The organism is Clostridium sp. LIBA-8553 (assembly GCF_057782465.1).
In genome coordinates, this window is the sequence record NZ_CM173489.1 from 57,551 (window position 1) to 78,700 (window position 21,150).

The window sequence follows — 21,150 nt, forward strand, 5'->3', positions numbered from 1 at the left end:
AAAAACCTACCTTTATAAATTAGGTAGGTTTTTATTTAGTTAATCCAATAAAAATATTCTGTATGTCTTCATTAATAACCTTAAAGTTCATAGTAGCTGTAGATGAATTAATTTTAGAGCCATAATACTCATTAGTTTTGGATTTTGAAAGTTTTATGGAGTCTGAAATAAGTATTTTTAAATTATATAAACCAGGAGTAATATTTATGAACTCATAATAACCTCTATATTTCATAAAGTTAGAGGTTTTAGTTGAAGCTATAAGGATGTTATTTTCATTATACAACTGTAGAGTTAAACCATTTATTCCTAATAAAGATTCGTTATATATACCATTTTTATCACTATCCCAAAAAACAATACCGCTTACTTTAAACTGTTTTGTTAGGCCAATAGGTATATTAATTCCACTTTTATTGTTATATATCTTATCTGATAATAATGTTCTATCATTTATAAGAGAATCATTACATTTTTTTATAACAGTACAATTGTTAGGCAGTTTAGTTCGTAAAAAGTAATTACCAAGAGGAATATTTTTAAATTCATAATGACCATTAATGTCTGTGAAAGTTGTCAACATTGGAGAATTAAAATCATTGCAATCATATAGCTCAATTTTAACATCACTTAAAAGTACATCTGTAGAGTCTTTAATGCCATTACCATTCAAGTCATACCAGACATTTCCGCATATAGGATAAGAGTTATTAATAGAATGTTTTTTATTTTTAGGGGAATCAGAAGAAGAGTGAATATCATTTTCTAGAAAATCAGTTGAATTATCAAGCTTAGCCTTTTTAGGATCTGGTTCAATTATATTTGATGGAGAGCCTACATTGCTATTGAATGTAAATAGTGCCATAGATAAAGCCTCCTAAAAATTTAATTATTAATATATAAATAAATTTTTAAATATTATTTCTAGTAGCTAATGAAGAACATTACCTACTAGAAATGAAAAGAGTTATGCAGTGATAATATTAACTGCATCTACACCTAAATAAGATGATTCGTCATTTTCACCATTATCAACTTCACATCTTATAGTATAGGTTCCGCCTTCCTCGAATGTATAAGACCAATCTTGCCAATTAGTTGATCCGTATTGTGGATAATCAGCGTTAGATTCCTCTTTAAAAACAGTATAAACAATGTTAGAGTTATCATCCAATATATTGATTTCAGCAATAGAGCTATTATCAAAACAACCTTCATTAAAGAAGAAAGCATGTCCTTCTATTGTATCACCAGCACAAACTTCGAAGGTTTGAGACATATAGTCATATTTTTTTGAGCTATCTGTACTTAAAAGTGCAAAATAATCACCTTCATAAGCAGTATATTCGAAGTCGAAGTCCTTACAGCTATTTTTTAATTTAGCTTTTTTTACAGTTTTAGTTTTACCATCATTTGAAGACACTTCCCAGTCTGGTATCTTATTTACTCCATGAGGTGATTCTTCAAAATTCCCATTAGATATAGGGTTATTAGTTGAACAGTCTCCTGAACCTGAGTCTGGAGAACAAGGAGGGAATTCTACTTGGAATAGCATTGATATACAGCATATAAAGTGGCAAGGAACATCAAAGTAAGGTGTACATTCTTCTTCTTCCTCACTAAGGTCTTCTTCACTCATTTCACATTTTCTTAATTGAAGTGTATAATTTCCAGGGGTTAGTGTCATGTCTGTTTGTAATTCAGAATGAGTATCCATATCATCCTTATATATATATAGTTTAAAACCACAAGGAAGGCATAAATGCATTAATTTTAAGTTTACAGGGTTTTCTACTACTAAATTATCTTCTAGCGTTGCAGTTTTACCATCAGTTTGCCAACTTAGCTCACCATAATTTCCAAATACTAGAGAGAAACCAATGTCATCACCATTGCCTGCTGGACTAGGATCATTTTCTTGATATGAATATTTATATCTAAAAAGTTTTAGTTCAGGCATAACATTTACTTCAGAATGATCACATCCAACTATTGGATAATCTGTTTGTTGTTTGATATTTACTTTATTATTAAAGTGAAGTTTAGACATATTATTTTCCTCCTATGTCTACAATTATATTCTATATAAATATAGTATTTTTATAATTGCATAATGTTACAAAATATTACATATAATGGATTAAAGTAAGAGGCCATATAATATTTAATATCATGAATACAAAAAATAATTATATATATTCTGTTTCATAGTATTTGGTGATATATTACATTGATTTTTACTTAATAAAAACTTATAATTAATAATTGATTTCATTATAAAATAATAATTTTATATTTCGGCAAAAAAAGAAGCTGTGAGATTCTCACAGCTTTTTTTAATTAGCAGAAACAGCAGAGTTTTCTTCTTTAATTTCATTATTAGAAGACTTTTTGCCATTTAATATATTTAAAATTGAAGCTCCAATTATTATTACATATCCTAAGAATGATAGGAAGTCTGAAATTTCTTTAAAGAACATAAATCCATATATAGCAGCTATTATAAGACCTATGTAGTCGTACATTGAAATTTCAGAGGCAGGAGCATTTTTATAAGCCACAGTTAAAGCAACTTGTCCTAATGTGAATGCCACACCAGCACCTACAAGTAGGAGTACATTCATTATTGTTAAATTCTCTGTATTCATAAACATTGAAGGTAGCATTACAATTGTAGCAATACCTGTAAATGATAATATGATTGTCCAGAAATCTTCTTTATTTCCTAATACCCTTATCATTGTATATGCAAAGCCAGCAAAACCAGCAGAAGCGACTCCTATAAGAGCAGGAATAACAGCAGTGCTGAATTGAGGTTTTATGACAAATAAACTTCCTCCAAAGGCTACTAGTAAAAGAATAGCTTGCTTCTTAGTAATCTTTTCACTAATTAATAAATAAGAAAAAATTATTGTGAAAAATGGAGCTAGTTTAGTAAGTATTGTTGCATCAGATAAAAACATTTTATCTAGAGCATAATAGTTTGTTAGTATTGCTAAAGTTCCAGCAACACCTCTAGAAAGCAGGTATTTTCTACTTTCTTTTTTACCAAAGAAAGAACCTTTTTTATATGCTATTATGAAGCAAACTATTACTGTTGCCACAACATTTGTTAGAAAGGTTTTTTGGTAAGAGTTAACGCCTTCGGCAAGTTTGCTAAGTAAGTTCATAGTAGCAAAGGCTGCTGAAGAAAGTATCATAAAAATAATTCCTTTAGTTTTTGAATTCATTTCTTTCTCCTTAATATATTTTTGTTTATAGTAGGCTAATTTTAAGTGAAAATCCAAAGTTTCAATTTGGTATCTTAAACTTATGCAATGGAACATAGTTAGATTATATTCTTTGAATCAGTACGAGTTTACAATACATCCTACTATAAAAAATTAAGATTTGTTTATATAAACAAAGACTATTATAGGTGTAAGAAAAAAAGAGGTCAAATTTAAAAGTGGTGTGAAATGTGTATTAAACTTTGAAATAAAGGAATAAGTTTATAGAGAGATGATTAAGTTAAGTTTTTCTATGAGGTTGAGTTAATTATATAATTTTAGGCATTACATAAAATTAGTTAAGAAAATCCTTAAATATAAAATAATTTATGAATAATAAAAAGAATATAAATAAAAACTAGGACATAGAGGAAAAAGTGGAGTAAAATTATTTATTATAAGATAATAACCTTTATAAAAGTTTATATAGGAAGAGATTTTACATATTAAATTAAGAAGGTGATTTTTTGAAAGCTGAAATAATGGCAATAGGAACAGAAATACTTTTAGGTGATATAGTGAACACAAATGCACAATTTTTAGCTAAAGAGCTAGCTAATTTAGGTATAGGTGTTTATCATCAGTCAGTAGTTGGGGACAATTCTGATAGGATTTTAGAGGCTTTTGACAATGCTTTTAAGAATTGCGATACCATTATAACAACTGGTGGGTTAGGACCTACTAAGGATGATTTAAGTAAGGAGCTTGCAGCAAAATATTTCAATATGGAAATGTGCTTAAGAGAAGAGCTGCTTTGTGATTTGGAGGATTATTTTAAAAAAAATAACCTTGAAATGACAGAGAATAATAAAAAGCAGTGTTATTTTCCTAAGGAAGCAATAATACTTCCAAATCCTAATGGAACTGCTCCAGGAGCTATTTTAGAGGGAGAAAACAATAAGAGAATAATACTTCTTCCAGGACCACCAAGAGAAATGGAACCAATGTTTACAAATCATGTAGTACCATACTTAAGTAAATTTACTGACAGAGTTCTAGTTTCTAAAATTCTAAGAGTTTTTGGTATTGGTGAAAGTAAAATGGAGGATTTGGTTTCTGATCTTTTAGATAGTGAGAATCCTACAGTGGCACCTTATGCAAAGAATATTGATGTTATTTTAAGAATAACTGCAAATGGTAAGGACAAGAAAGAGGCAGAGAAACTTATTGCTCCAATAGAAAATGAAATTAGGAAGAGACTTGGAGATAATATTTATGGAGAAGGTGAAGTAACCTTAGAAGAAGTTGTTGGAAAGCTATTAGTTGATAAGAATATGACTATTTCAACAGCTGAATCTTGTACTGGCGGAATGGTTGCAAGTGCCTTAATAAACTATCCAGGAATATCTGAAGTATTTATGGAGGGCGCTGTTACTTATTCTAATGAAGCTAAAATGAAAAGACTTGGTGTCAAAAAAGAAACATTAGACAAGTTCGGTGCAGTCAGTGAAGAATGTGCTAAGGAAATGGCAGAAGGAATAGCCAAAAATGCTGGCACAAGAATTGGAATTTCTACAACAGGAATAGCAGGTCCTGGTGGTGGAACTGATGAGAAACCTGTTGGACTTGTTTATGTTGGATTATGTATAGATGGTGTTACAAAGGTTAAGAAATTTAACTTTAAAGCAGAAAGACAAAGAGTTAGAATTAGAACAATGATGAACGCATTAGATTGGCTAAGAAGAGAGCTTGAAAATAGAAACTAAAGATAAAGATTTTGTTTTAGGAAAATGTTGATTTTTAGATGGCCTTCAGACATAACTTAATTTCGCAAAGTATTGATCATTAAGATGGTCTTACGAATCTATCTAAAAATCAACATTAGTTTAAAACATAGTTAATATAAAAAATACCCATTAAGTAAACTTAATGGGTATTCATATGTGCTTAGACTAGCTAATGATTTATTTTAAAAGTTTTGCTTTAATTAAGGTTGATTTTTAGTTAGATTTTCAAACCTATCTAAAAATCCAAAATAACTTAAAATAAAACTTATAAATATATGTCTTAATTAATTTTTTTTAAAAGTAAGAGAGTATTTACATACTCTCTACTAGAAAAACATGAAGAAAATTTATTACATTATAAGGGTTTTAAGGGGGAGACAGTTTCGTTATTCCGTACTTTAAACGAAACTGTCAGTATAAATAAAATGGGGGAGAGGCTATTATAAGATTGAAGCTTATTGCCTCAGTAAATAGTATTAACAGTATTAATTTTTTTATACATTTATAAACAAAAATATTTTAATATTTTTATAAAATTTTTTAAGTGAATTTATACCTTGCAAAATTACTATACTAGTAATAGTAAGTAAACTAAAAAGTAATTAATTAGTAATACTAGCTAATTAATAAATATGTTATATTTTAAAGTGACTAAATATGCTTTAATGTACTAAACTTAGGTTTATGTGAAATTTTAAATTTGATATTTTAGAAGGGAGAACTAGGATGAAGCCTATATTTAAAGTAAGTTTATATTTTCTTATAGTATTAGTTTTATCAATGGTAGGGCCATATTTTTTATCACCAGTTCTATATAAAATAGGACTAACGCCACCGTTAGCATTAATGGTAACGCATATAGTATTTTTCATAATACCAGCAATAATATATATTATAGTAACTAAAAGTAATTACAAAAAAGTTTTTAGTTTTAAGAAGCCAAAAGGAAAAGATGTATTTTTTGCTATATTAATAGCAGCTTTAGCAAATCCAGTTATGATGTTTTTTTCATACTTATCAAGCTTCTTTTATACAAATGATGTAGCATTATTTTTAGGTCAAATGAAGTCATTTCCATTATGGATAATGGTTTTAGTTGTAGGGGTTACACCAGCTATAACAGAAGAAATAACTATAAGAGGAATTGTTTTATCAGGATTTGAATTTAAGAGTAAGCATGTGGCTGCATTAATGACTGGTATAATGTTTGGTATTCTTCATTTAAATGCTCAGCAATTTTTATATGCTGCGGTTATGGGAATAATTTTAGCTTATGTAGTAAGAGCAACTGGAAGTATATTCTTATCAATGTTAATTCACTTTTTAATTAACTCATGGAATTTAATTCTTCAAAGAATAACTAGCCAAGGAATAACAACAGAGGATTTAATACATCAAATGGATGTAGTACAAACTGTACCTTTTGAGGTTAAAATACAATTATTATTCTATTATTTACTATTAGCAATAATTTGTGGATTTTTAATTAGTTACTTAATAAGAAAAATGGAAAAGAGAAATTTAAATATAACTTTAGATGAACTAGATGTTGCAACAAGAGTTTCTTATAAAGAAGAGAAAGTAATAAATGTACCATTTATACTAAGTGTAATAGCATTTATAATTTATACCTTTTTTATAGCCGTTTAGTAATTTAAATTTTAAGATACAAAAAAGGAACTGTTTTGGGATAACAGTTCCTTTTTCTATTAAATTGTGTGGTTAACTTAAGAGTGTATTAAGCTATTAGTATTATTGACTAATAAATTAAAATTTATACATCTTAATAGACTTTAAATTTTTTACCTAGAATAGTATTTTTATATTCTAGGGTTGCGTCAGTAAAAAAGTGAGATATTTTTTTATCTGCAACTATTTTAATACCATTATCTATAACCACATCATCATTTTCATGTTGTTCATCCAGAACAACTTCAATATTTAAGCCTGCTCAGCCAGAGGAACAAGCTTTTATTCTAATAGCATCTTTATCACTATTGGCAAGCATATCTTTAATTTTATCAACAGTATTTGGGTGTATTTTAACCTTCATGATAAAACTCCTTTCTTAAAACTAATATAAAAATATTTCATATAGTTAATTTAATATTATGGCTTAAATTATATACTGAGTTTTAAAAACAATCTATAAGGTTTATTTTTAAAAATATAATGGGCTTATTTAAATTATAAAAGTATAATTTAGTAACAATATTTGAAAATATAGAATAATATAGGAAAATGTAAGCGTATAAAATAAATTTTGTTTACAAATTGTTTAAAAAGTACTTGAATTTTTATAGAGAAGTGTTATTATAAGTATATAAAAGATAATTATTATTAATTAATATGATTTAGAAATTATTTATTTGGAAAAATAGTAGATAATATGTTTTTCAAAATAAGTGATTTGTAGGAGGTTTTATTATGAAAAGTTTAAAAGGAACTAAAACTGCTGAAAATCTAATGAAATCATTCGCTGGTGAATGCCAAGCAAGAACAAGATATACTTATTTTTCAAGTGTAGCTAGAAAAGAAGGATATGTTCAAATATCAAATATCTTTATAGAAACTGCAGAGAATGAAAAAGAACATGCTAAAAGATTCTATAAATTTTTAAAAGATGATCTACAAGGAGAAATGGTAGAAATAAATGCTGCTTATCCAGTAGAATTACCTACAGACACATTAACTAACTTAAAATTCGCAGCTGAAGGAGAACATGATGAATTAAGTAATCTTTATCCATCATTTGCAGATGTAGCCGATGAAGAAGGATTCCCAGAAGTAGCTGCTGCCTTCAGAATGATAGCTAAAGCTGAAACAGCTCATTTTAATAGATTCACTAAATTAGCTAAAAACATAGAAGAAGGAAAAGTATTCAAAAAAGATGAAGTTGTCCTTTGGAAATGTGGAAACTGCGGATTCATTTGGGAAGGTGCAGAGGCTCCATTAAAATGTCCTGCATGCTTACATCCTCAAGCTTATTTTGAAGTTTTCAAAGAAACTTATTAAAATATAGATTAAAATTTAACCTTAACTAGTACCATTAATTATTATGGATTGAATGTGAATTTGATAAAACTAAACTCATTTCAGAGAGAGGTTGAGCTCTCTCTGAATTTTTTTACGATTATTAATAATATTTAACACACTTTAAGAGAACTACATCAAAATTGCTTTAAAATGAACTTATAAATAAATTGGTATTTACCTTGCTCCAATTAAAAGTTTCCTTATTTTAAGTTTTGAGGTAGTTTTTTTGTTATATTAAATTAGTTTGTTTGTGGGCAAAATAAAAATGGTTGTATCAAAATTACCTTATAAAAAAACTTACATAGAAGCTATTTGGTTTAGTATCTATGTAAGTTTTTATTAATATATATACAACATTTTAATATAATTTTGTTTTAAACTAGTGTTGATTTTTAGCTAGGCATTCAGGCCTAGCTAAAAAAAATTTATTCACTTAAAACAGAAATTTTAATATAAACTGTTTTAACTATGGTAATGGGTATTTAAACACCACCATTTTATTTTCATCATTAATTGGTCTCCAAAATTGAATTTCATCAATCAAAAGTTCTCTATTAAAATTATAGTCTTGAAGCTTTGTATAAGCTGATTCAAACTCATCCTCTCCCCATACTCTTTGGGCAAAATATGGATTAGCTAAGGATACGTGAAGTTGCCATGTATCTGGATTAGATGTTAGCTTAAAGCCTGCTTTTAATAGGTTTTCATAAAGTTCTATGGAAAGTTTTTTTATTATTCCACTTTCCTCATCTACTTTCAAATTTACAGATCTATATGGTTCTCCAAATTTTATTAAACCATTTAAATGAACTTCAAATTTTTTATATGATTTTAAAGTAGTTTTTACTACTTCATTTAATTTATCCATATCAGGATCTTCAATTACAGCTAATGTAATATGAAGCATCGGGAGATTCTCATAAAGCTTATATTCATTTGAAATTGATTCTTGCATTGGCTTTATTATTGCATATGAAGCCTTATCGAATAGAGCAACTAAATAATATAGCATAAATAAACCCCTTTCTTACTAAATGTACTAATTTATACCAAGTATTTAGTTTATTATAGCATATCAAAACTTAGTAGTACTATAATAGAACCTCTTACCTATAGTATATACATGCTTAGGATAAGAGTTGCTTTTTTATATTTTAGGTTAAAGTCCTAATTTTTAATTTTAAAGTAAAAATTTTTAGAACAATTTTCTTTGAAATGTATATATTAGTTTATTGAGGGCATTTATCATGAAAGTAAAAAATTTTTCAGTAAATTAAGAGTAAATAAGGTTTGAATTTTATGGAGAGGAAACAAAAATATATTTGAAAAATTAAACCTAGATAATATACTATATATAATGTGTATTAAAGAATTTTTAAGATGGTCTTACAAGTCCTATCTAAAAATCTATAATAGTTTAAAACATAGTCTAAAAGATAGCAATATAGATCTTTATATAAAAATTTTTAATTTGAAAGGTGGAATAGGGATATGGTAGAGAGCAGAGTAAGTAGATTAAATAAGAAAAAATCATCTAAGACATCAGTTTTATATAACTTAATTGGAGTTTGTTTTTTAGCTTTAATTTTGTTTATTGGTAGTCAAATGTTTCTTTAAGAATTAGTCACTTAGTTGGATTTTATTTGCAGGGATAAGGGTCCTGTGAATATGAATTCCAGCTTAAATATTTTATATGTTACATAATAAATAAGTTTTAATATGAAAATTTCACTTAGTATAGAAGTGTAAGTTTTATTTACTAAGGAATGTTATTTTAAGTTTATATATAAGATGAAATAATTTTTATAGAAATTTTTTAGATTTATGGATAAGGAGAGATATAAGTTACATGAGTATTTTAATAGTTAAGAATATGAATCATGGCTTTGGAGATAGAGCCATATTTGAAGATGTGTCTTTCAGACTTTTAAAGGGGGAGCACGTTGGTCTTATAGGAGCTAATGGAGAAGGTAAATCAACTTTCATGAACATAATTACAGGTAAACTTATGCCAGATGAGGGAGATGTTCAATGGAGTAACAAGGTTAGAGTTGGTTACATGGATCAGCACGCTCAACTTGAAAAAGGTAAGACTATAAGAGAAGTTTTAAGAGAAGCATTCCAATATCTTTTTGATATGGAAATTGAAATGAACGGTCTTTATGAGAGAATGGGTGAAATGTCAGAGGATGAAATGACTAAAGCCTTAGAAAGAACAGCTACAATTCAAGATATGTTAGATCATAACGGATTTTATATGATAGATGCAAAGGTTGAAGAAGTTGCTGGAGGTCTTGGACTTAGAGATGTAGGATTAGACAAAGATGTTACTGATTTAAGTGGTGGACAAAGAACTAAGGTTTTATTAGCTAAGCTTTTATTAGAAACACCAGACATATTACTTCTAGACGAGCCTACAAATTATCTTGATGAAGAGCATATAGCTTGGCTTAAGAACTACCTAATAGGATATGAGAATGCATTTATATTAATATCACATGATATTCCATTCTTAAATAGCGTAGTAAATGTAATCTACCATGTTGAAAATAGAGCATTAACTAGATATACAGGAGATTACGATAACTTCATGAGAGTATACGAAGCTAACAAGAAGCAATTAGAGGCTGCTTATGAAAGACAACAAGCTGAGATTGCTAAGCTTGAAGACTTCGTTGCTAGAAATAAGGCTAGAGTTGCTACAACAGGTATGGCAAGAGCTAGACAAAAGAAATTAGACAAGATGGATAGAATAGAGCTTGCTGCTGAGAAACCAAAACCAGAGTTCAACTTCAAACAAGGAAGAACTTCAGGTAAGTTAATATTTGAAGCAAGAGATTTAGTTATAGGATATGATGAGCCATTAAGTAAACCACTTAACATAAGAATGGAAAGAGGTCAAAAGATAGCTTTAGTTGGAGCTAATGGACTTGGAAAATCAACACTTTTAAAAAGTTTAATGGGATTAATTAAACCAATAAGTGGAGAGGTTGAAACAGGAGATTACCAAAGCATAGGATACTTTGAGCAAGAGATAAAAGAAGCAAACTATAATTCATGTATAGAAGAAGTATGGCAAGAGTTCCCTGGATACACTCAATACGAGGTAAGAAGTGCCTTAGCTAAATGTGGATTAACAACTAAGCACATAGAAAGCTCAGTAGCAGTATTAAGTGGGGGAGAACAAGCTAAGGTAAGACTTTGCAAACTAATAAACAAAGAAACAAACATACTTATCCTAGACGAGCCTACAAATCACTTAGACGTTGAAGCTAAAGATGAATTAAAGAGAGCATTAAAAGAATATAAAGGAAGCATACTTTTAGTTTGCCATGAACCTGAATTCTATAGAGATGTAGTAACAGATGTGTGGGATTGCGAGAAATGGACTACGAAAATAGTTTAGTAAAAACTACTAATAAAAATGATGTATAAAAAAGCTATGGCTTTAGCCATAGCTTTTTATTTAGCTTTCATTATCATCAGCAGTATTCTTAGGTCTTATAAATTTAAACTTAAAATCTCCATTTGCATTAATTGATTTTCTTATTTCTTCATATAATTTGTATTCATAATCTCCTAATGCCATTAATTTTAAAAAACATTTTGATCTTGTCATAGCAGTAAATAATTTATTTCTTTCAGATACAGAATCTTCATTTTCTGCTATGGTTTCAATTCCTAGAACATATACCATTATAGCTTCATTCCCTTTAGCTCTATTGATTCTTGATATTGTAACTGCATCATCATACCAAAATCTATCAGGATTATTACCGTTTTTAGTATTATTAATTGTATTTGAACTTGGTATATAATAATTTATTTTCTCTTTAGCTAAAGCATTTGCAATTTCATTTTTAAGTTTATTATACTTATCAAGAGTTATTATAAGTATATCTTTTGATGGATTTAATCCATCTTTTTCTATATCGTTTTTTATAGAGGAAGCTAAGCTTTCTAAAAGATTTTTTTGTGAGTTATAAGTTTTGAAATCTATACATTTTCCTTCGTAAACATCGTGGATAGGGTTTGGACTATTTTCTTTTAATCTTTTAATATTAACAGTTTCACCATTTTTCCTAAAGTCTCCTGAAACAACTGTATATCCAATGTTTTCCCAATCTTTTTTAGTTGTATAACCTGTTATCATACCGTCTTCTCTAAAAAAGCCCATTCCAACAGAGTGAGCAGTAGTTAAAATATCATACGGAGTTCTATAACATTTTTTCATTATTTCTGATTTTCTAGCGCCTCCTTTATAGATTCCCTTAACTATATTTTCATCGCCGAAAAGTTCTTTTCCAGAAGGTTTTTTTGTATCATTTAAGCTTTGAAGTTCATCATATGCCCAAATAATTCGTCTATGACTATTTTCTTCATCATCTAAACAAGGTTTTATAGATTTATATGCCATATAATAAAATGATTGTTTTCCATTATATTTATATTGATTATCTCCAACTAGGTCTTGTCCCTCATCGATTAAAACTACATCAAAGATTTCTTTTAATTGTGCATTGGTTTGCTCAAGAAGGTTTTTGGAAATTATATTTATGCTTACTTCCATAGAATTTGAGTTATTTCCTGTCAATTTTTTTACATCATTAACATTCATAGGTAGAATACCATTTTCAATAGCTATGGTCCTATAAAAACCATTTATATTTTTACTTCCCCATGCATGAAGAATTTTTATGTTTGGACAATCGTTTAAAGTTACTTCACCATTACTAAATGCTCGTAAATATTTATCAACAGTATTTTTTATGGTATCATATAAACTTTGAGTAAAGAAAGTTATAGCAATTTTTATTTCTGGATTTTTTAAGTACATAGCAGCAGCTTTTTGACAAAGTAGGATTGTTTTTCCAGAACCTGCAATCCCTCGTATTCTTTGTGGTCCAATAGCAATTACTTTAGCTATCTTCTCTTGTTGTATATCTAAATCATACAGTTTTTGTCTTATTTTTTTTGCGATATTTCCTTTAGAACCTAAAACAAATGATTCTTCACTATTAATATAAAGTTCTTCATGCCCAAGAATAGACATAGCAATTTTAAAAGTTTTATCAGTGAATGGTTTGCCATAAAAAAGAGGCTCTACTATACTTAATTTATCAAATAACTTCTTTTTACTAAGTTCATCAGCAAAAATAAAGTTATCTAAATTTTCATCAAAAGCTTTAGAAAAACCTTTATCGATAAATTCTTGCTTTGTTATAGATGGTAAAGCCACTAAAACTTTAATAGTTAAACGTTCTCTAAGCTCTCTTTGCCTATCAAATTTAGATTTGAAATCATAAGCATAATCTTCAGCTTGAGCAAATGGTGAAAGTGTATTAGCATAAAAATCCTTCATATGCCAAACACCACCATCTATTTTTATAATATTATCTATTGAAAATCCCTTAATTTCAATAATATAAAATCCAAGTTCCTTATCAAGAATAATAATATCTGGTTCTTTTCGTTTTTGTCCTATATTCATAAATAGTGGATATCTAGAGTAGGCAAGAACATCTCTTTTAGAAAAAGAATTTTTTAAAGAATTCCAAACAATTTCTTCGTATTGTCCTCCAATTCTATTAAAATTATCAATTTGAATGAATTCATTCATTTTTAATCTCCTTTTAATATAGTAATTCATGTAATTTTATTCATATTATTAAAAATATATGAAAAAATTTTTTATTTAATTTACATAATATTAATATAATGTAATATTTTATCATAATTTAATTTGCAAGTAAATTATGGAATTATATTCTTGTGATTAAAAATTATTTATCTAAAGATTTTATATTATAATATATACATGAATAAAGACTTAAATTTTTGTTGAAATGGTATTTGCACTAGTTTCATGATTTTTTTATTTGTCCTATAAATATAAGCAAAAAGATAAAAAATATTTTTTGATTTTTGTTTTTAATATTTAAGATGTATTTATTAGCATTATATAAATGTGGTAGTAATTAGAATAAAGTTGAATGGAAGATTAGGTTGGGGTATAATTTAAAATTATATGTTTAGAGGTGATAGTGTATGATAGAATGCGAGTTATGTGAAGACTATTTTCATGAAGAGGATATGAGAGAATGTCCAGAATGTTTAAAGGAAATGTGTGAAAGCTGCTATGAAAGACATGTTCCTGTTTGTTTTTATGTTTCTCAGAATGATTACATAAATACCTATGATGAGTAGATTATACTTTCTAAAAGTGCGAAAGAGAGACAACTAATATTATGTAAAAATATATTAAAAGAGTTAGCGTAAAAGCTAACTCTTTTTTGTATGCATTAGGTAATTTGTAAGAAGTGCCTTAACTAAATGTGGATTAACAAACCTTGGCTATTTGATAATGTAAGACTTATGTATATTTATTTCCAGTCAAGTGATTATCAATTGGATTTTGCTAGAAAAGTAGCAGAGGCTTTAATGGGGTTAATAAGATAAAATATAATTAAAATGGTTATTAAATTTATTAATTGTGCCAGACTTTTATGTTTTAATGACGGACTTTTGACGGACTTAGAGCCAGTCTTTTTTAGTGATATCAATGCTTTCGACACATTTGACGGACTTTTCCTATTGAGACAGTATACAGAAAAAATAATATTATTATATATAAATAGAAAATATATAATATGTATATATAGAGAAATAGAAAAAGTCCGTCATTTTAGGCAAAGTCCGTCATAATCAAGTTATATCAAGGGTTTGAGGGTTGCTATTTTTTTGAAAAGTCCGTCACAGGTCCGTCATAGTCCGTCACAAGACTCTTGAAAATGAGATTTAGAGATGAATTTTACATAGTTTAAGCAATTTAAGAGAGCTATTTATGATAGAATTCTATTATGAAAAAGCAATGATATTAAGAAGCTAAAACTTATTTTGGAAGATAATTTAATAAATATTTTATTAGTTTAAGTTAAGGCTCTGTCTTAAACCAGTGTTGATTTCTAAATATAAATTAAGTTAGGTCTGAAGATATAGCTAGAAATCAACACTCAGTTAAAACAGAGCCTAAGTTAAAAATATCATATAAAATAAGGGGGCAATTGAGTATGAAAAATAGTGATACAAAGATAAGTAAATATATAAGTTTAATACTAAGACATAAACCAGAAGAAATAGGGTTAGAACTAGATGAGCATGGATACTTAAATGTTTCAGATTTAATAAATGGAATAAATAGATCTTGGAAAAATTTTAATATAGATGACTTAGAAAGAATAGTTAGAGAAGATTCAAAACAAAGATATTCTTTTAATGAAGATAAAAGCAAAATAAGAGCAAATCAAGGACATTCAATTCCAGTAAATTTAGAATTACAACCTATTAAGCCACCTAATAAACTATATCATGGTACTGGAAGAAAATATTTAGATTCTATTTTAAAAAATGGGCTTATAAAAAAGGAAAGACAGTATGTTCATTTATCAGGAGATATAGAAACTGCAAGTGTTGTTGGGAAAAGGCATGGTGAGTTAGTTGTTTTAGAAATAGATTCAGAAAGCATGTTTAATAAAGGAATTAAGTTTTATTTATCTAAGAATAATTTATGGCTTTGTGATTATGTTCCGGTAGAGTATATAAAAGAATTAAAAGTAGATTAACTATATGTTAGACAATTAAATTAATTGTTGAGGTTTGATTGAGTTAAAAACAGAGTTTTTTAGTATAATCAAACTATTAAAAAATTCATATTTTATTTTAAAATATAATAAAAAGTGTTAGGAATAAATTGTTAATATTAATTATTTTTTTGATTGATGTTAACAATTTATTTTTATGTTTTTGTATATTTTTTGACAGTTTTACCAAAATATCATAATATACTAAAGGAATTTTAATTAATTTAAAAAACAGCTAAAAATTAAATAAAATGAATACAAATTATAGAAACGTTGATATATATTCTGTATCTGGGCATCTGGGATATATTGAGTTACTGATGCAACCGGCTATATTTATAAGAATTTATAAATATTAGTCGGTTTTTTTATTTTTAATTTTATTAAAGGAGGGAGGATATTCTATGAAGAGAAATAATAAAAAGTGCTTTATTACTATATTAGTACTATTTATTTCTATTCTGTTAGGGTTAATATCGCCTGGAGTTATTACCTTTGGTGAAGATTTAAGGGAACTTCAAAATGACGGTGCTGTTGAAATTACAAGCGCTAATTTCCAAAGTAATACTATATCAGAAGATGGAATTAATACTTTACGAATTGACTATAGGATTTTAGATAAAAACAAACTAAAATCTAAAGACAAAATTGTTATTAAATTTCCAGATATTTTTAAAGATATAATACCTAAATATCCTAAAGAACACTTTTCAAGTTGTACTAATAACAATGGAGTAGTTACTTTAACATTTAATGAAAATGTTGAAGATGCCTTACGTGGATATATAATTATATCAGTTATTGGAAATGACAAAATTAGGCAGGGGGTACGCTATCCAGTAAAAATTGACTTAAATGGGAAAACTAAAACAATAGATGTAACAGGTAATCAATCTCAAGGTAGTAGTTCTGGTAGGTATCCGCTTATGTACAAAGGAGCTTATTTACCAAGAGCTATTATAGATAAAGATGGAAAAAGAGAGCAGTATGGAGAAATAACTGATAGAAATAATCCTATAAAATATTATGTAGAAATAAATGCAGGTGATGGTAGAAATCCTAATACTAGAAATTATTTAAGTAATGCTAAATTTATTGATAATATTCCAAAAGGAATGGCTCTAGATACAGCAAGTATACATATAAGGAGAGATAATTTTTATGGGGAAAGCACAGATGTTACACAAGAGTTTTGGGACAGTAATAGAATTAAAGCTGATACTAAATCTTTGGAAGTAGATTTTGGAAATATACCATATGATCACTATGCTATTACCTACAGTACACATATTACATCTATTGAAGATGGATATTTAAATACTGCAAATTTATATTATGACCGTGATAAGAATGTACCTTCTAATTCTTATTCAAAATTATCCAAAGATGCAGGTGCATTAAATGTTCATAAAACCGTAGATAAAAGAAATGTAACAAATAATCCTAATGATCAAAAAATTGAATACAGAATTGAATTTGATTCTCATGGTTATTTTTTGAAAAATACTTTAAAGATTACTGATAAATTAGATTCTAGATTAAGTGATATTAAAATAACACCTACTGATCAATTTAAAGTTACATTTGATGAAAAAACAAAAGAAATAAAAATTACAAATGAGAATGCTGACATAGAACCAGATAAACCTGCTTATATAATGATAGAAGCAAGTATGAAAAATGTTGAACCAGGTGATGTAGTAGAAAATACAGCACTTGTAGATGATAAATATCCAACAAACACAGTTAGTACCAAAAAAAATCCTTTAGTAGAAATAATAAAGACCTCTAAAAGTGATCCAGAGGAAACTTTACTTGATGGAGCAGTTTTTAACTTAACAACTAAAGATGGTAAAACTGTTAAGGATGTTTATGGTAAAGAGATTACCACTATTACAAGTTCATCAGAATCACCAATAAGACTTGAATTACCTTATGGTGATTATGTATTAAAAGAAATAAAAGCACCAGATGGATATAAACTTGATCAGATACCTATTGAATTCAATGTAAATGATCAAAGTAAAGTAGTTAAAGTGGTTGCTAAAGATGATCCACTCCCAACTGCTTGTAACTTAGTTATAAATAAAGTTAATGAAAAAGGTATTCCTATTTTAGGAGCTGAATTTGAGTTAATAAAAGAGGAAAATCCAGAAAATCCTTTGAGTTTTACTTCACAGGAAAATAATTATGAAATAGATGATAAAGGAACTAAAAATTTAATACCTTTAGGAAAGGATGCATCCTTCAGAATAAATAATTTACCTTACGGTAATTACATATTAAAAGAAGTAAAGTCTCCTAATGGATATAAACTAAGTGATGATATTTATATAACTTTAAACTCTACAGAAAGTTTTTATAGAGTTGGTAAACAAGGTGAAAAAATAATTTTAGATAAAGATACAAAAATAAATGGATATGATATTTCAGTTAAGAATATCCCAAGAATAATATTACCTGAAACGGGCGGAAGTGGAACTTTTAAATTTTATTTAATTGGAATTACATTATTAGCAGGTGTATTAATCTTGTTAGTTAGCACTAAATTTATTTTAAAAGAAAGGAATAATTAATAAATGAAAAACAATATTTTAAAAAAACTTAGTATTTTGATGGCATTCATGTTTATTTTTATTGCAACATCAATTCCTGTATTTGCAGCAACACCATCAATTTCTAAGGATGCACCAACTAAAGGTAGTATAACAATAACTAAAAATGGAGCGACTTTTACTGCCTATAAGATATTAAGCGCAACTCAAAGTGGAGATGCTTATGAATATTCACCAACTAGTGAATTTAAAGGATTTTTCAATAATTCTAAATATGGTTCTTATTCTGAAAATAATATACAGAATTTAGATGTAGAACAAACAAAACAATTTTCTATTGATTTACATAAATATGTTATTGATAATAATATATCTGGACAAGAGCTTTCAAATGGAAAAGAAAATACTGTTAATTTAGGATATTATTTAGTATCAGAAACTTCAAGTAACTCAGAAGGGGCTGCAGTTGCTTCAGCACCTATATTAGTTTCAGTTCCAGAAGTTTCAAATGATACATGGAATTATAATATAACTATTCAACCAAAAGATAATACTCCTACCTTAGAAAAAAATATAATTGAAAATAATAAAAAAGTTAAAGCTTCTTCTAATAATATTGGAGATGTTATAAAGTATCAAGTAAATGCAACTATACCAACATATCAATCAAATGCAAAAAATATAATGTACAAATTTACAGATACTATGAGCAAAGGCTTAACATATGATGAAGCCACTGGTTTTAAAATAACTTCAGGAAATAAAGTTTTTAGTAGTCCGGAAGACTATACTATAAATACAGAAAAGCAATCAGATGGTTCAACTGTTATTACAATTGATTTTGTATATGAGAACATAAAAGCTTATGTAGAAACTGGTATAACATTAAACTATCAAGCTACTTTAAATAATAATGCAGTTGTTAGTACTGAAACAAATGCGGGTAATCCAAATACTATAGAATTATATTATACTAATAACCCAAATGTTGAAAATAGTTATAAAACTTTAACTGATAAAGTTACTTCTTATACTTGGGGATTTGGTATTAAAAAAGTTGATTCAAATGATAATTCTAAAGCTTTAAAAGGCGCTGAATTCTCAATAAAAGATTCTAAAGGAAATATCTTAGCATCATATACATATAATGAAAATGGACAAGTAGTTCCTCTTACAGGAAAGGCAGTAACTGACTCAAATGGTGTTACAACATTTACAGGATTAGAAGAAGGAAATTACATTATTACAGAAGAAAAAGCTCCAAATGGATATAGTCTATTAAAAGATCCAATAGACTTAAGAATTACAGCTAACAAAGATGTTAGTGGAAATTATAATGGTGCTGCTACTATAAATATTTCTAACAGCAATGAGGCTGCTAGTATAATAGATGACATTACAGAAGCAGATGGAAATGTTCTGTTTAATGTTCAAATAGAAAACTTTGAAGGATTTTCTCTTCCAAACACAGGTGGACTTGGAACAACAGGATTCATAAAAATAGCTATTATCTTATTAAGTGTAGTTTGTGTTCTAGCTATATTAGGACTTGGATATGCTAAATTAGAAAATAGCAAAAAAACTAAAAACTAAAATAGATAATATTCTTAATTTATAAATTAAATAAATATAAAATAAAAAACTTCTTTTTATAATGTAAAGTTTATTCTATATAATTCTTTACTTAAAAAGAAGTTTTTTTATGAGATAATATTTATGTTTACTATATTATATTTAATTTAGGAGGTGAACTTCATAGTAATTTTATTACTATGAAAGATCGTTTGAAAAAACTAAAAAAATTATATTTCTTTATTTTAATTTTAATTACATTAATTGCTATAGGTTTCTTAATATATCCTAGTCTTTCTAACTACATAAATAATAAGATGGCAGTTTCTACGATTTCTGATTATACAAAAAAAATAAATAATGTTAATGATGAAGAGCTTAATGATTTAATAAAAAAAATTAATAAGTATAATGAAGAGTTATTTAATGGAACTGCAGGTAATACGCTACCCTCAAATTTGAATATTGAGAAAGGAAGTACATTAGGCTATATAGAAATCCCTAGTATAAATGTTAATTTACCTATATATTTTGGAACTTCAGTAGATATATTAAAAAAAGGTGTTGGAGTGTTAGAAGGCACTTCTATTCCAGTTGGTGGTATAAATACTCACTCTGTATTGTCTGCTCATACTGGTCTAACAAATCAAAAATTATTTACAGATATAGATAAATTGAAAGAAGGAGACATATTCTATTTACATGTTTTCAAAAAAAATCTTGCCTATAAAGTAGATCAAATTAAAGTGGTAAGCCCTAACCAAATTGATGATTTAAAAATAGTTAATGGTAAAGACTATGTTACTTTACTAACTTGTTATCCTTATGGTGTTAATACTGAACGTTTATTGGTAAGAGGAGAAAGAACTGATTTGAGTCCAATCAAGGTAGTGGATGTTCAAAAAGAAATAGGTACTTTTAATCATTCAAATCAAAATCTTATATTAGTAGTAATAATATTATTTTCAATAATATTATTTATTTTCTTAGTATTTTTAATTATGAAATTTAAATCTAAAAAGAGGGCTTAAATTAATAAAAATATACTTAGAAGATCAAGTAGAGAAAGTAATTATAATTAAAGCTAGTATTTGCATAGAAATGCAGAATATTGGCTTTTTATTTTTTATATTAAATTTTTAGAATAAAAATGTAATCCAAATTTAATATTATTATAACTTCTAACATATAAAATTAAGTTATAGTATATGTAAAAAATTACAGTTTGTTTACATAAAAAGAGTTAATCTGGCTAAAGTTAAGTTATATATGAAGAGTTAGCTAGAAACCAACATTCTCTTAAAGCAGAGATTAAATAAATAATTAAGGAGGAAAATCGTAGATTTATTTA

The 21,150-nt window shown here is 27.2% G+C and carries 17 protein-coding genes and 1 riboswitch; of the genes, 11 read left to right on the plus strand and 6 right to left on the minus strand.

Annotation, left to right across the window (positions count from 1 at the left end):
• Nucleotides 1-31: 31 nt before the first annotated feature.
• From AC2JAQ_RS00240 to AC2JAQ_RS00250, 3 genes are all read right to left on the minus strand, one after another.
• Entirely contained in the window at nucleotides 32-865 is an 834-nt protein-coding gene (locus AC2JAQ_RS00240; RefSeq protein WP_488457343.1) for an SdrD B-like domain-containing protein, read from the minus strand.
• Nucleotides 866-967: 102 nt separating this feature from the next.
• The gene (locus AC2JAQ_RS00245; RefSeq protein WP_488457344.1) at nucleotides 968-2,050 is read right to left on the minus strand and encodes a hypothetical protein; all 1,083 of its coding nucleotides are present in this window, start codon (nucleotides 2,048-2,050) and stop codon (nucleotides 968-970) included.
• A gap of 286 nt (nucleotides 2,051-2,336) precedes the next feature.
• The gene (locus AC2JAQ_RS00250) at nucleotides 2,337-3,230 is read right to left on the minus strand and encodes a DMT family transporter (RefSeq protein ID WP_488457345.1); all 894 of its coding nucleotides are present in this window, start codon (nucleotides 3,228-3,230) and stop codon (nucleotides 2,337-2,339) included.
• A gap of 506 nt (nucleotides 3,231-3,736) precedes the next feature.
• On the opposite strand from AC2JAQ_RS00250, the gene AC2JAQ_RS00255 reads away from it, so the two are divergent.
• Both AC2JAQ_RS00255 and AC2JAQ_RS00260 read left to right on the plus strand, forming a co-directional pair.
• Complete coding sequence (locus AC2JAQ_RS00255; protein ID WP_488457346.1) at nucleotides 3,737-4,975, plus strand: competence/damage-inducible protein A; 1,239 nt, start codon at nucleotides 3,737-3,739, stop codon at nucleotides 4,973-4,975.
• Nucleotides 4,976-5,722: 747 nt separating this feature from the next.
• Nucleotides 5,723-6,646: a CPBP family intramembrane glutamic endopeptidase gene (locus AC2JAQ_RS00260; protein ID WP_488457347.1), complete on the plus strand. Its 924-nt coding sequence runs from the start codon at nucleotides 5,723-5,725 to the stop codon at nucleotides 6,644-6,646.
• A 133-nt stretch (nucleotides 6,647-6,779) separates the two neighbouring features.
• On the opposite strand, the gene AC2JAQ_RS00265 is transcribed toward AC2JAQ_RS00260, so the two are convergent.
• Nucleotides 6,780-7,049: a HesB/IscA family protein gene (locus AC2JAQ_RS00265; RefSeq protein ID WP_488457348.1), complete on the minus strand. Its 270-nt coding sequence runs from the start codon at nucleotides 7,047-7,049 to the stop codon at nucleotides 6,780-6,782.
• A gap of 374 nt (nucleotides 7,050-7,423) precedes the next feature.
• On the opposite strand from AC2JAQ_RS00265, the gene rbr reads away from it, so the two are divergent.
• Nucleotides 7,424-8,011, plus strand: coding sequence for a rubrerythrin (rbr, locus tag AC2JAQ_RS00270; protein WP_488457349.1), 588 nt, complete (start codon nucleotides 7,424-7,426; stop codon nucleotides 8,009-8,011).
• A gap of 487 nt (nucleotides 8,012-8,498) precedes the next feature.
• Here rbr and AC2JAQ_RS00275 read toward each other — a convergent pair whose 3' ends face one another.
• Complete coding sequence (locus tag AC2JAQ_RS00275; RefSeq protein ID WP_488457350.1) at nucleotides 8,499-9,044, minus strand: 2'-5' RNA ligase family protein; 546 nt, start codon at nucleotides 9,042-9,044, stop codon at nucleotides 8,499-8,501.
• 479 nt (nucleotides 9,045-9,523) lie between these two features.
• On the opposite strand from AC2JAQ_RS00275, the gene AC2JAQ_RS00280 reads away from it, so the two are divergent.
• Both AC2JAQ_RS00280 and AC2JAQ_RS00285 read left to right on the plus strand, forming a co-directional pair.
• Nucleotides 9,524-9,649 (plus strand): hypothetical protein, encoded by a 126-nt coding sequence (locus AC2JAQ_RS00280; protein ID WP_488457351.1) that lies wholly within the window; start codon nucleotides 9,524-9,526, stop codon nucleotides 9,647-9,649.
• A 232-nt stretch (nucleotides 9,650-9,881) separates the two neighbouring features.
• On the plus strand, nucleotides 9,882-11,438 hold the full coding sequence (locus AC2JAQ_RS00285; RefSeq protein ID WP_488457352.1) for an ABC-F family ATP-binding cassette domain-containing protein: 1,557 nt from the start codon (nucleotides 9,882-9,884) through the stop codon (nucleotides 11,436-11,438).
• 60 nt (nucleotides 11,439-11,498) lie between these two features.
• Here AC2JAQ_RS00285 and AC2JAQ_RS00290 read toward each other — a convergent pair whose 3' ends face one another.
• Nucleotides 11,499-13,652, minus strand: a complete 2,154-nt coding sequence (locus tag AC2JAQ_RS00290; RefSeq protein WP_488457353.1) for a DEAD/DEAH box helicase — start codon at nucleotides 13,650-13,652, stop codon at nucleotides 11,499-11,501.
• Between the two features lie 428 nt (nucleotides 13,653-14,080).
• On the opposite strand from AC2JAQ_RS00290, the gene AC2JAQ_RS00295 reads away from it, so the two are divergent.
• From AC2JAQ_RS00295 to AC2JAQ_RS00320, 6 genes are all read left to right on the plus strand, one after another.
• On the plus strand, nucleotides 14,081-14,239 hold the full coding sequence (locus tag AC2JAQ_RS00295; RefSeq protein ID WP_195466690.1) for a hypothetical protein: 159 nt from the start codon (nucleotides 14,081-14,083) through the stop codon (nucleotides 14,237-14,239).
• Nucleotides 14,240-14,365: 126 nt separating this feature from the next.
• Nucleotides 14,366-14,491, plus strand: coding sequence for a hypothetical protein (locus tag AC2JAQ_RS00300; RefSeq protein WP_488457354.1), 126 nt, complete (start codon nucleotides 14,366-14,368; stop codon nucleotides 14,489-14,491).
• A gap of 611 nt (nucleotides 14,492-15,102) precedes the next feature.
• Nucleotides 15,103-15,654, plus strand: a complete 552-nt coding sequence (locus AC2JAQ_RS00305) for an RNA 2'-phosphotransferase (protein ID WP_488457355.1) — start codon at nucleotides 15,103-15,105, stop codon at nucleotides 15,652-15,654.
• Nucleotides 15,655-15,929: 275 nt separating this feature from the next.
• Nucleotides 15,930-16,013: riboswitch (cyclic di-GMP riboswitch) on the plus strand.
• 63 nt (nucleotides 16,014-16,076) lie between these two features.
• The gene (locus tag AC2JAQ_RS00310) at nucleotides 16,077-18,248 is read left to right on the plus strand and encodes a SpaA isopeptide-forming pilin-related protein (RefSeq protein WP_488457356.1); all 2,172 of its coding nucleotides are present in this window, start codon (nucleotides 16,077-16,079) and stop codon (nucleotides 18,246-18,248) included.
• Between the two features lie 3 nt (nucleotides 18,249-18,251).
• The gene (locus AC2JAQ_RS00315; RefSeq protein ID WP_488457357.1) at nucleotides 18,252-19,820 is read left to right on the plus strand and encodes a SpaH/EbpB family LPXTG-anchored major pilin; all 1,569 of its coding nucleotides are present in this window, start codon (nucleotides 18,252-18,254) and stop codon (nucleotides 19,818-19,820) included.
• Between the two features lie 191 nt (nucleotides 19,821-20,011).
• A complete protein-coding gene (locus tag AC2JAQ_RS00320) occupies nucleotides 20,012-20,830 on the plus strand; it encodes a class C sortase (RefSeq protein ID WP_488457358.1) in 819 nt (272 codons plus the stop codon).
• Nucleotides 20,831-21,150: the final 320 nt, after the last annotated feature.

Excerpts from the sequence above, each read along its gene's own strand:
- AC2JAQ_RS00240 (WP_488457343.1), bottom strand. The coding sequence starts at position 865 with ATGGCACTATTTACATTCAATAGCAATGTAGGCTCTCCATCAAATATA.
- AC2JAQ_RS00245 (WP_488457344.1), bottom strand. The coding sequence starts at position 2,050 with ATGTCTAAACTTCACTTTAATAATAAAGTAAATATCAAACAACAAACA.
- AC2JAQ_RS00250 (WP_488457345.1), bottom strand. The coding sequence starts at position 3,230 with ATGAATTCAAAAACTAAAGGAATTATTTTTATGATACTTTCTTCAGCA.
- AC2JAQ_RS00260 (WP_488457347.1), top strand. The coding sequence starts at position 5,723 with ATGAAGCCTATATTTAAAGTAAGTTTATATTTTCTTATAGTATTAGTT.
- rbr (WP_488457349.1), top strand. The coding sequence starts at position 7,424 with ATGAAAAGTTTAAAAGGAACTAAAACTGCTGAAAATCTAATGAAATCA.
- AC2JAQ_RS00275 (WP_488457350.1), bottom strand. The coding sequence starts at position 9,044 with ATGCTATATTATTTAGTTGCTCTATTCGATAAGGCTTCATATGCAATA.
- AC2JAQ_RS00280 (WP_488457351.1), top strand. The coding sequence starts at position 9,524 with ATGGTAGAGAGCAGAGTAAGTAGATTAAATAAGAAAAAATCATCTAAG.
- AC2JAQ_RS00285 (WP_488457352.1), top strand. The coding sequence starts at position 9,882 with ATGAGTATTTTAATAGTTAAGAATATGAATCATGGCTTTGGAGATAGA.
- AC2JAQ_RS00290 (WP_488457353.1), bottom strand. The coding sequence starts at position 13,652 with ATGAATGAATTCATTCAAATTGATAATTTTAATAGAATTGGAGGACAA.
- AC2JAQ_RS00295 (WP_195466690.1), top strand. The coding sequence starts at position 14,081 with ATGATAGAATGCGAGTTATGTGAAGACTATTTTCATGAAGAGGATATG.
- AC2JAQ_RS00300 (WP_488457354.1), top strand. The coding sequence starts at position 14,366 with ATGTGGATTAACAAACCTTGGCTATTTGATAATGTAAGACTTATGTAT.
- AC2JAQ_RS00305 (WP_488457355.1), top strand. The coding sequence starts at position 15,103 with ATGAAAAATAGTGATACAAAGATAAGTAAATATATAAGTTTAATACTA.
- AC2JAQ_RS00310 (WP_488457356.1), top strand. The coding sequence starts at position 16,077 with ATGAAGAGAAATAATAAAAAGTGCTTTATTACTATATTAGTACTATTT.
- AC2JAQ_RS00315 (WP_488457357.1), top strand. The coding sequence starts at position 18,252 with ATGAAAAACAATATTTTAAAAAAACTTAGTATTTTGATGGCATTCATG.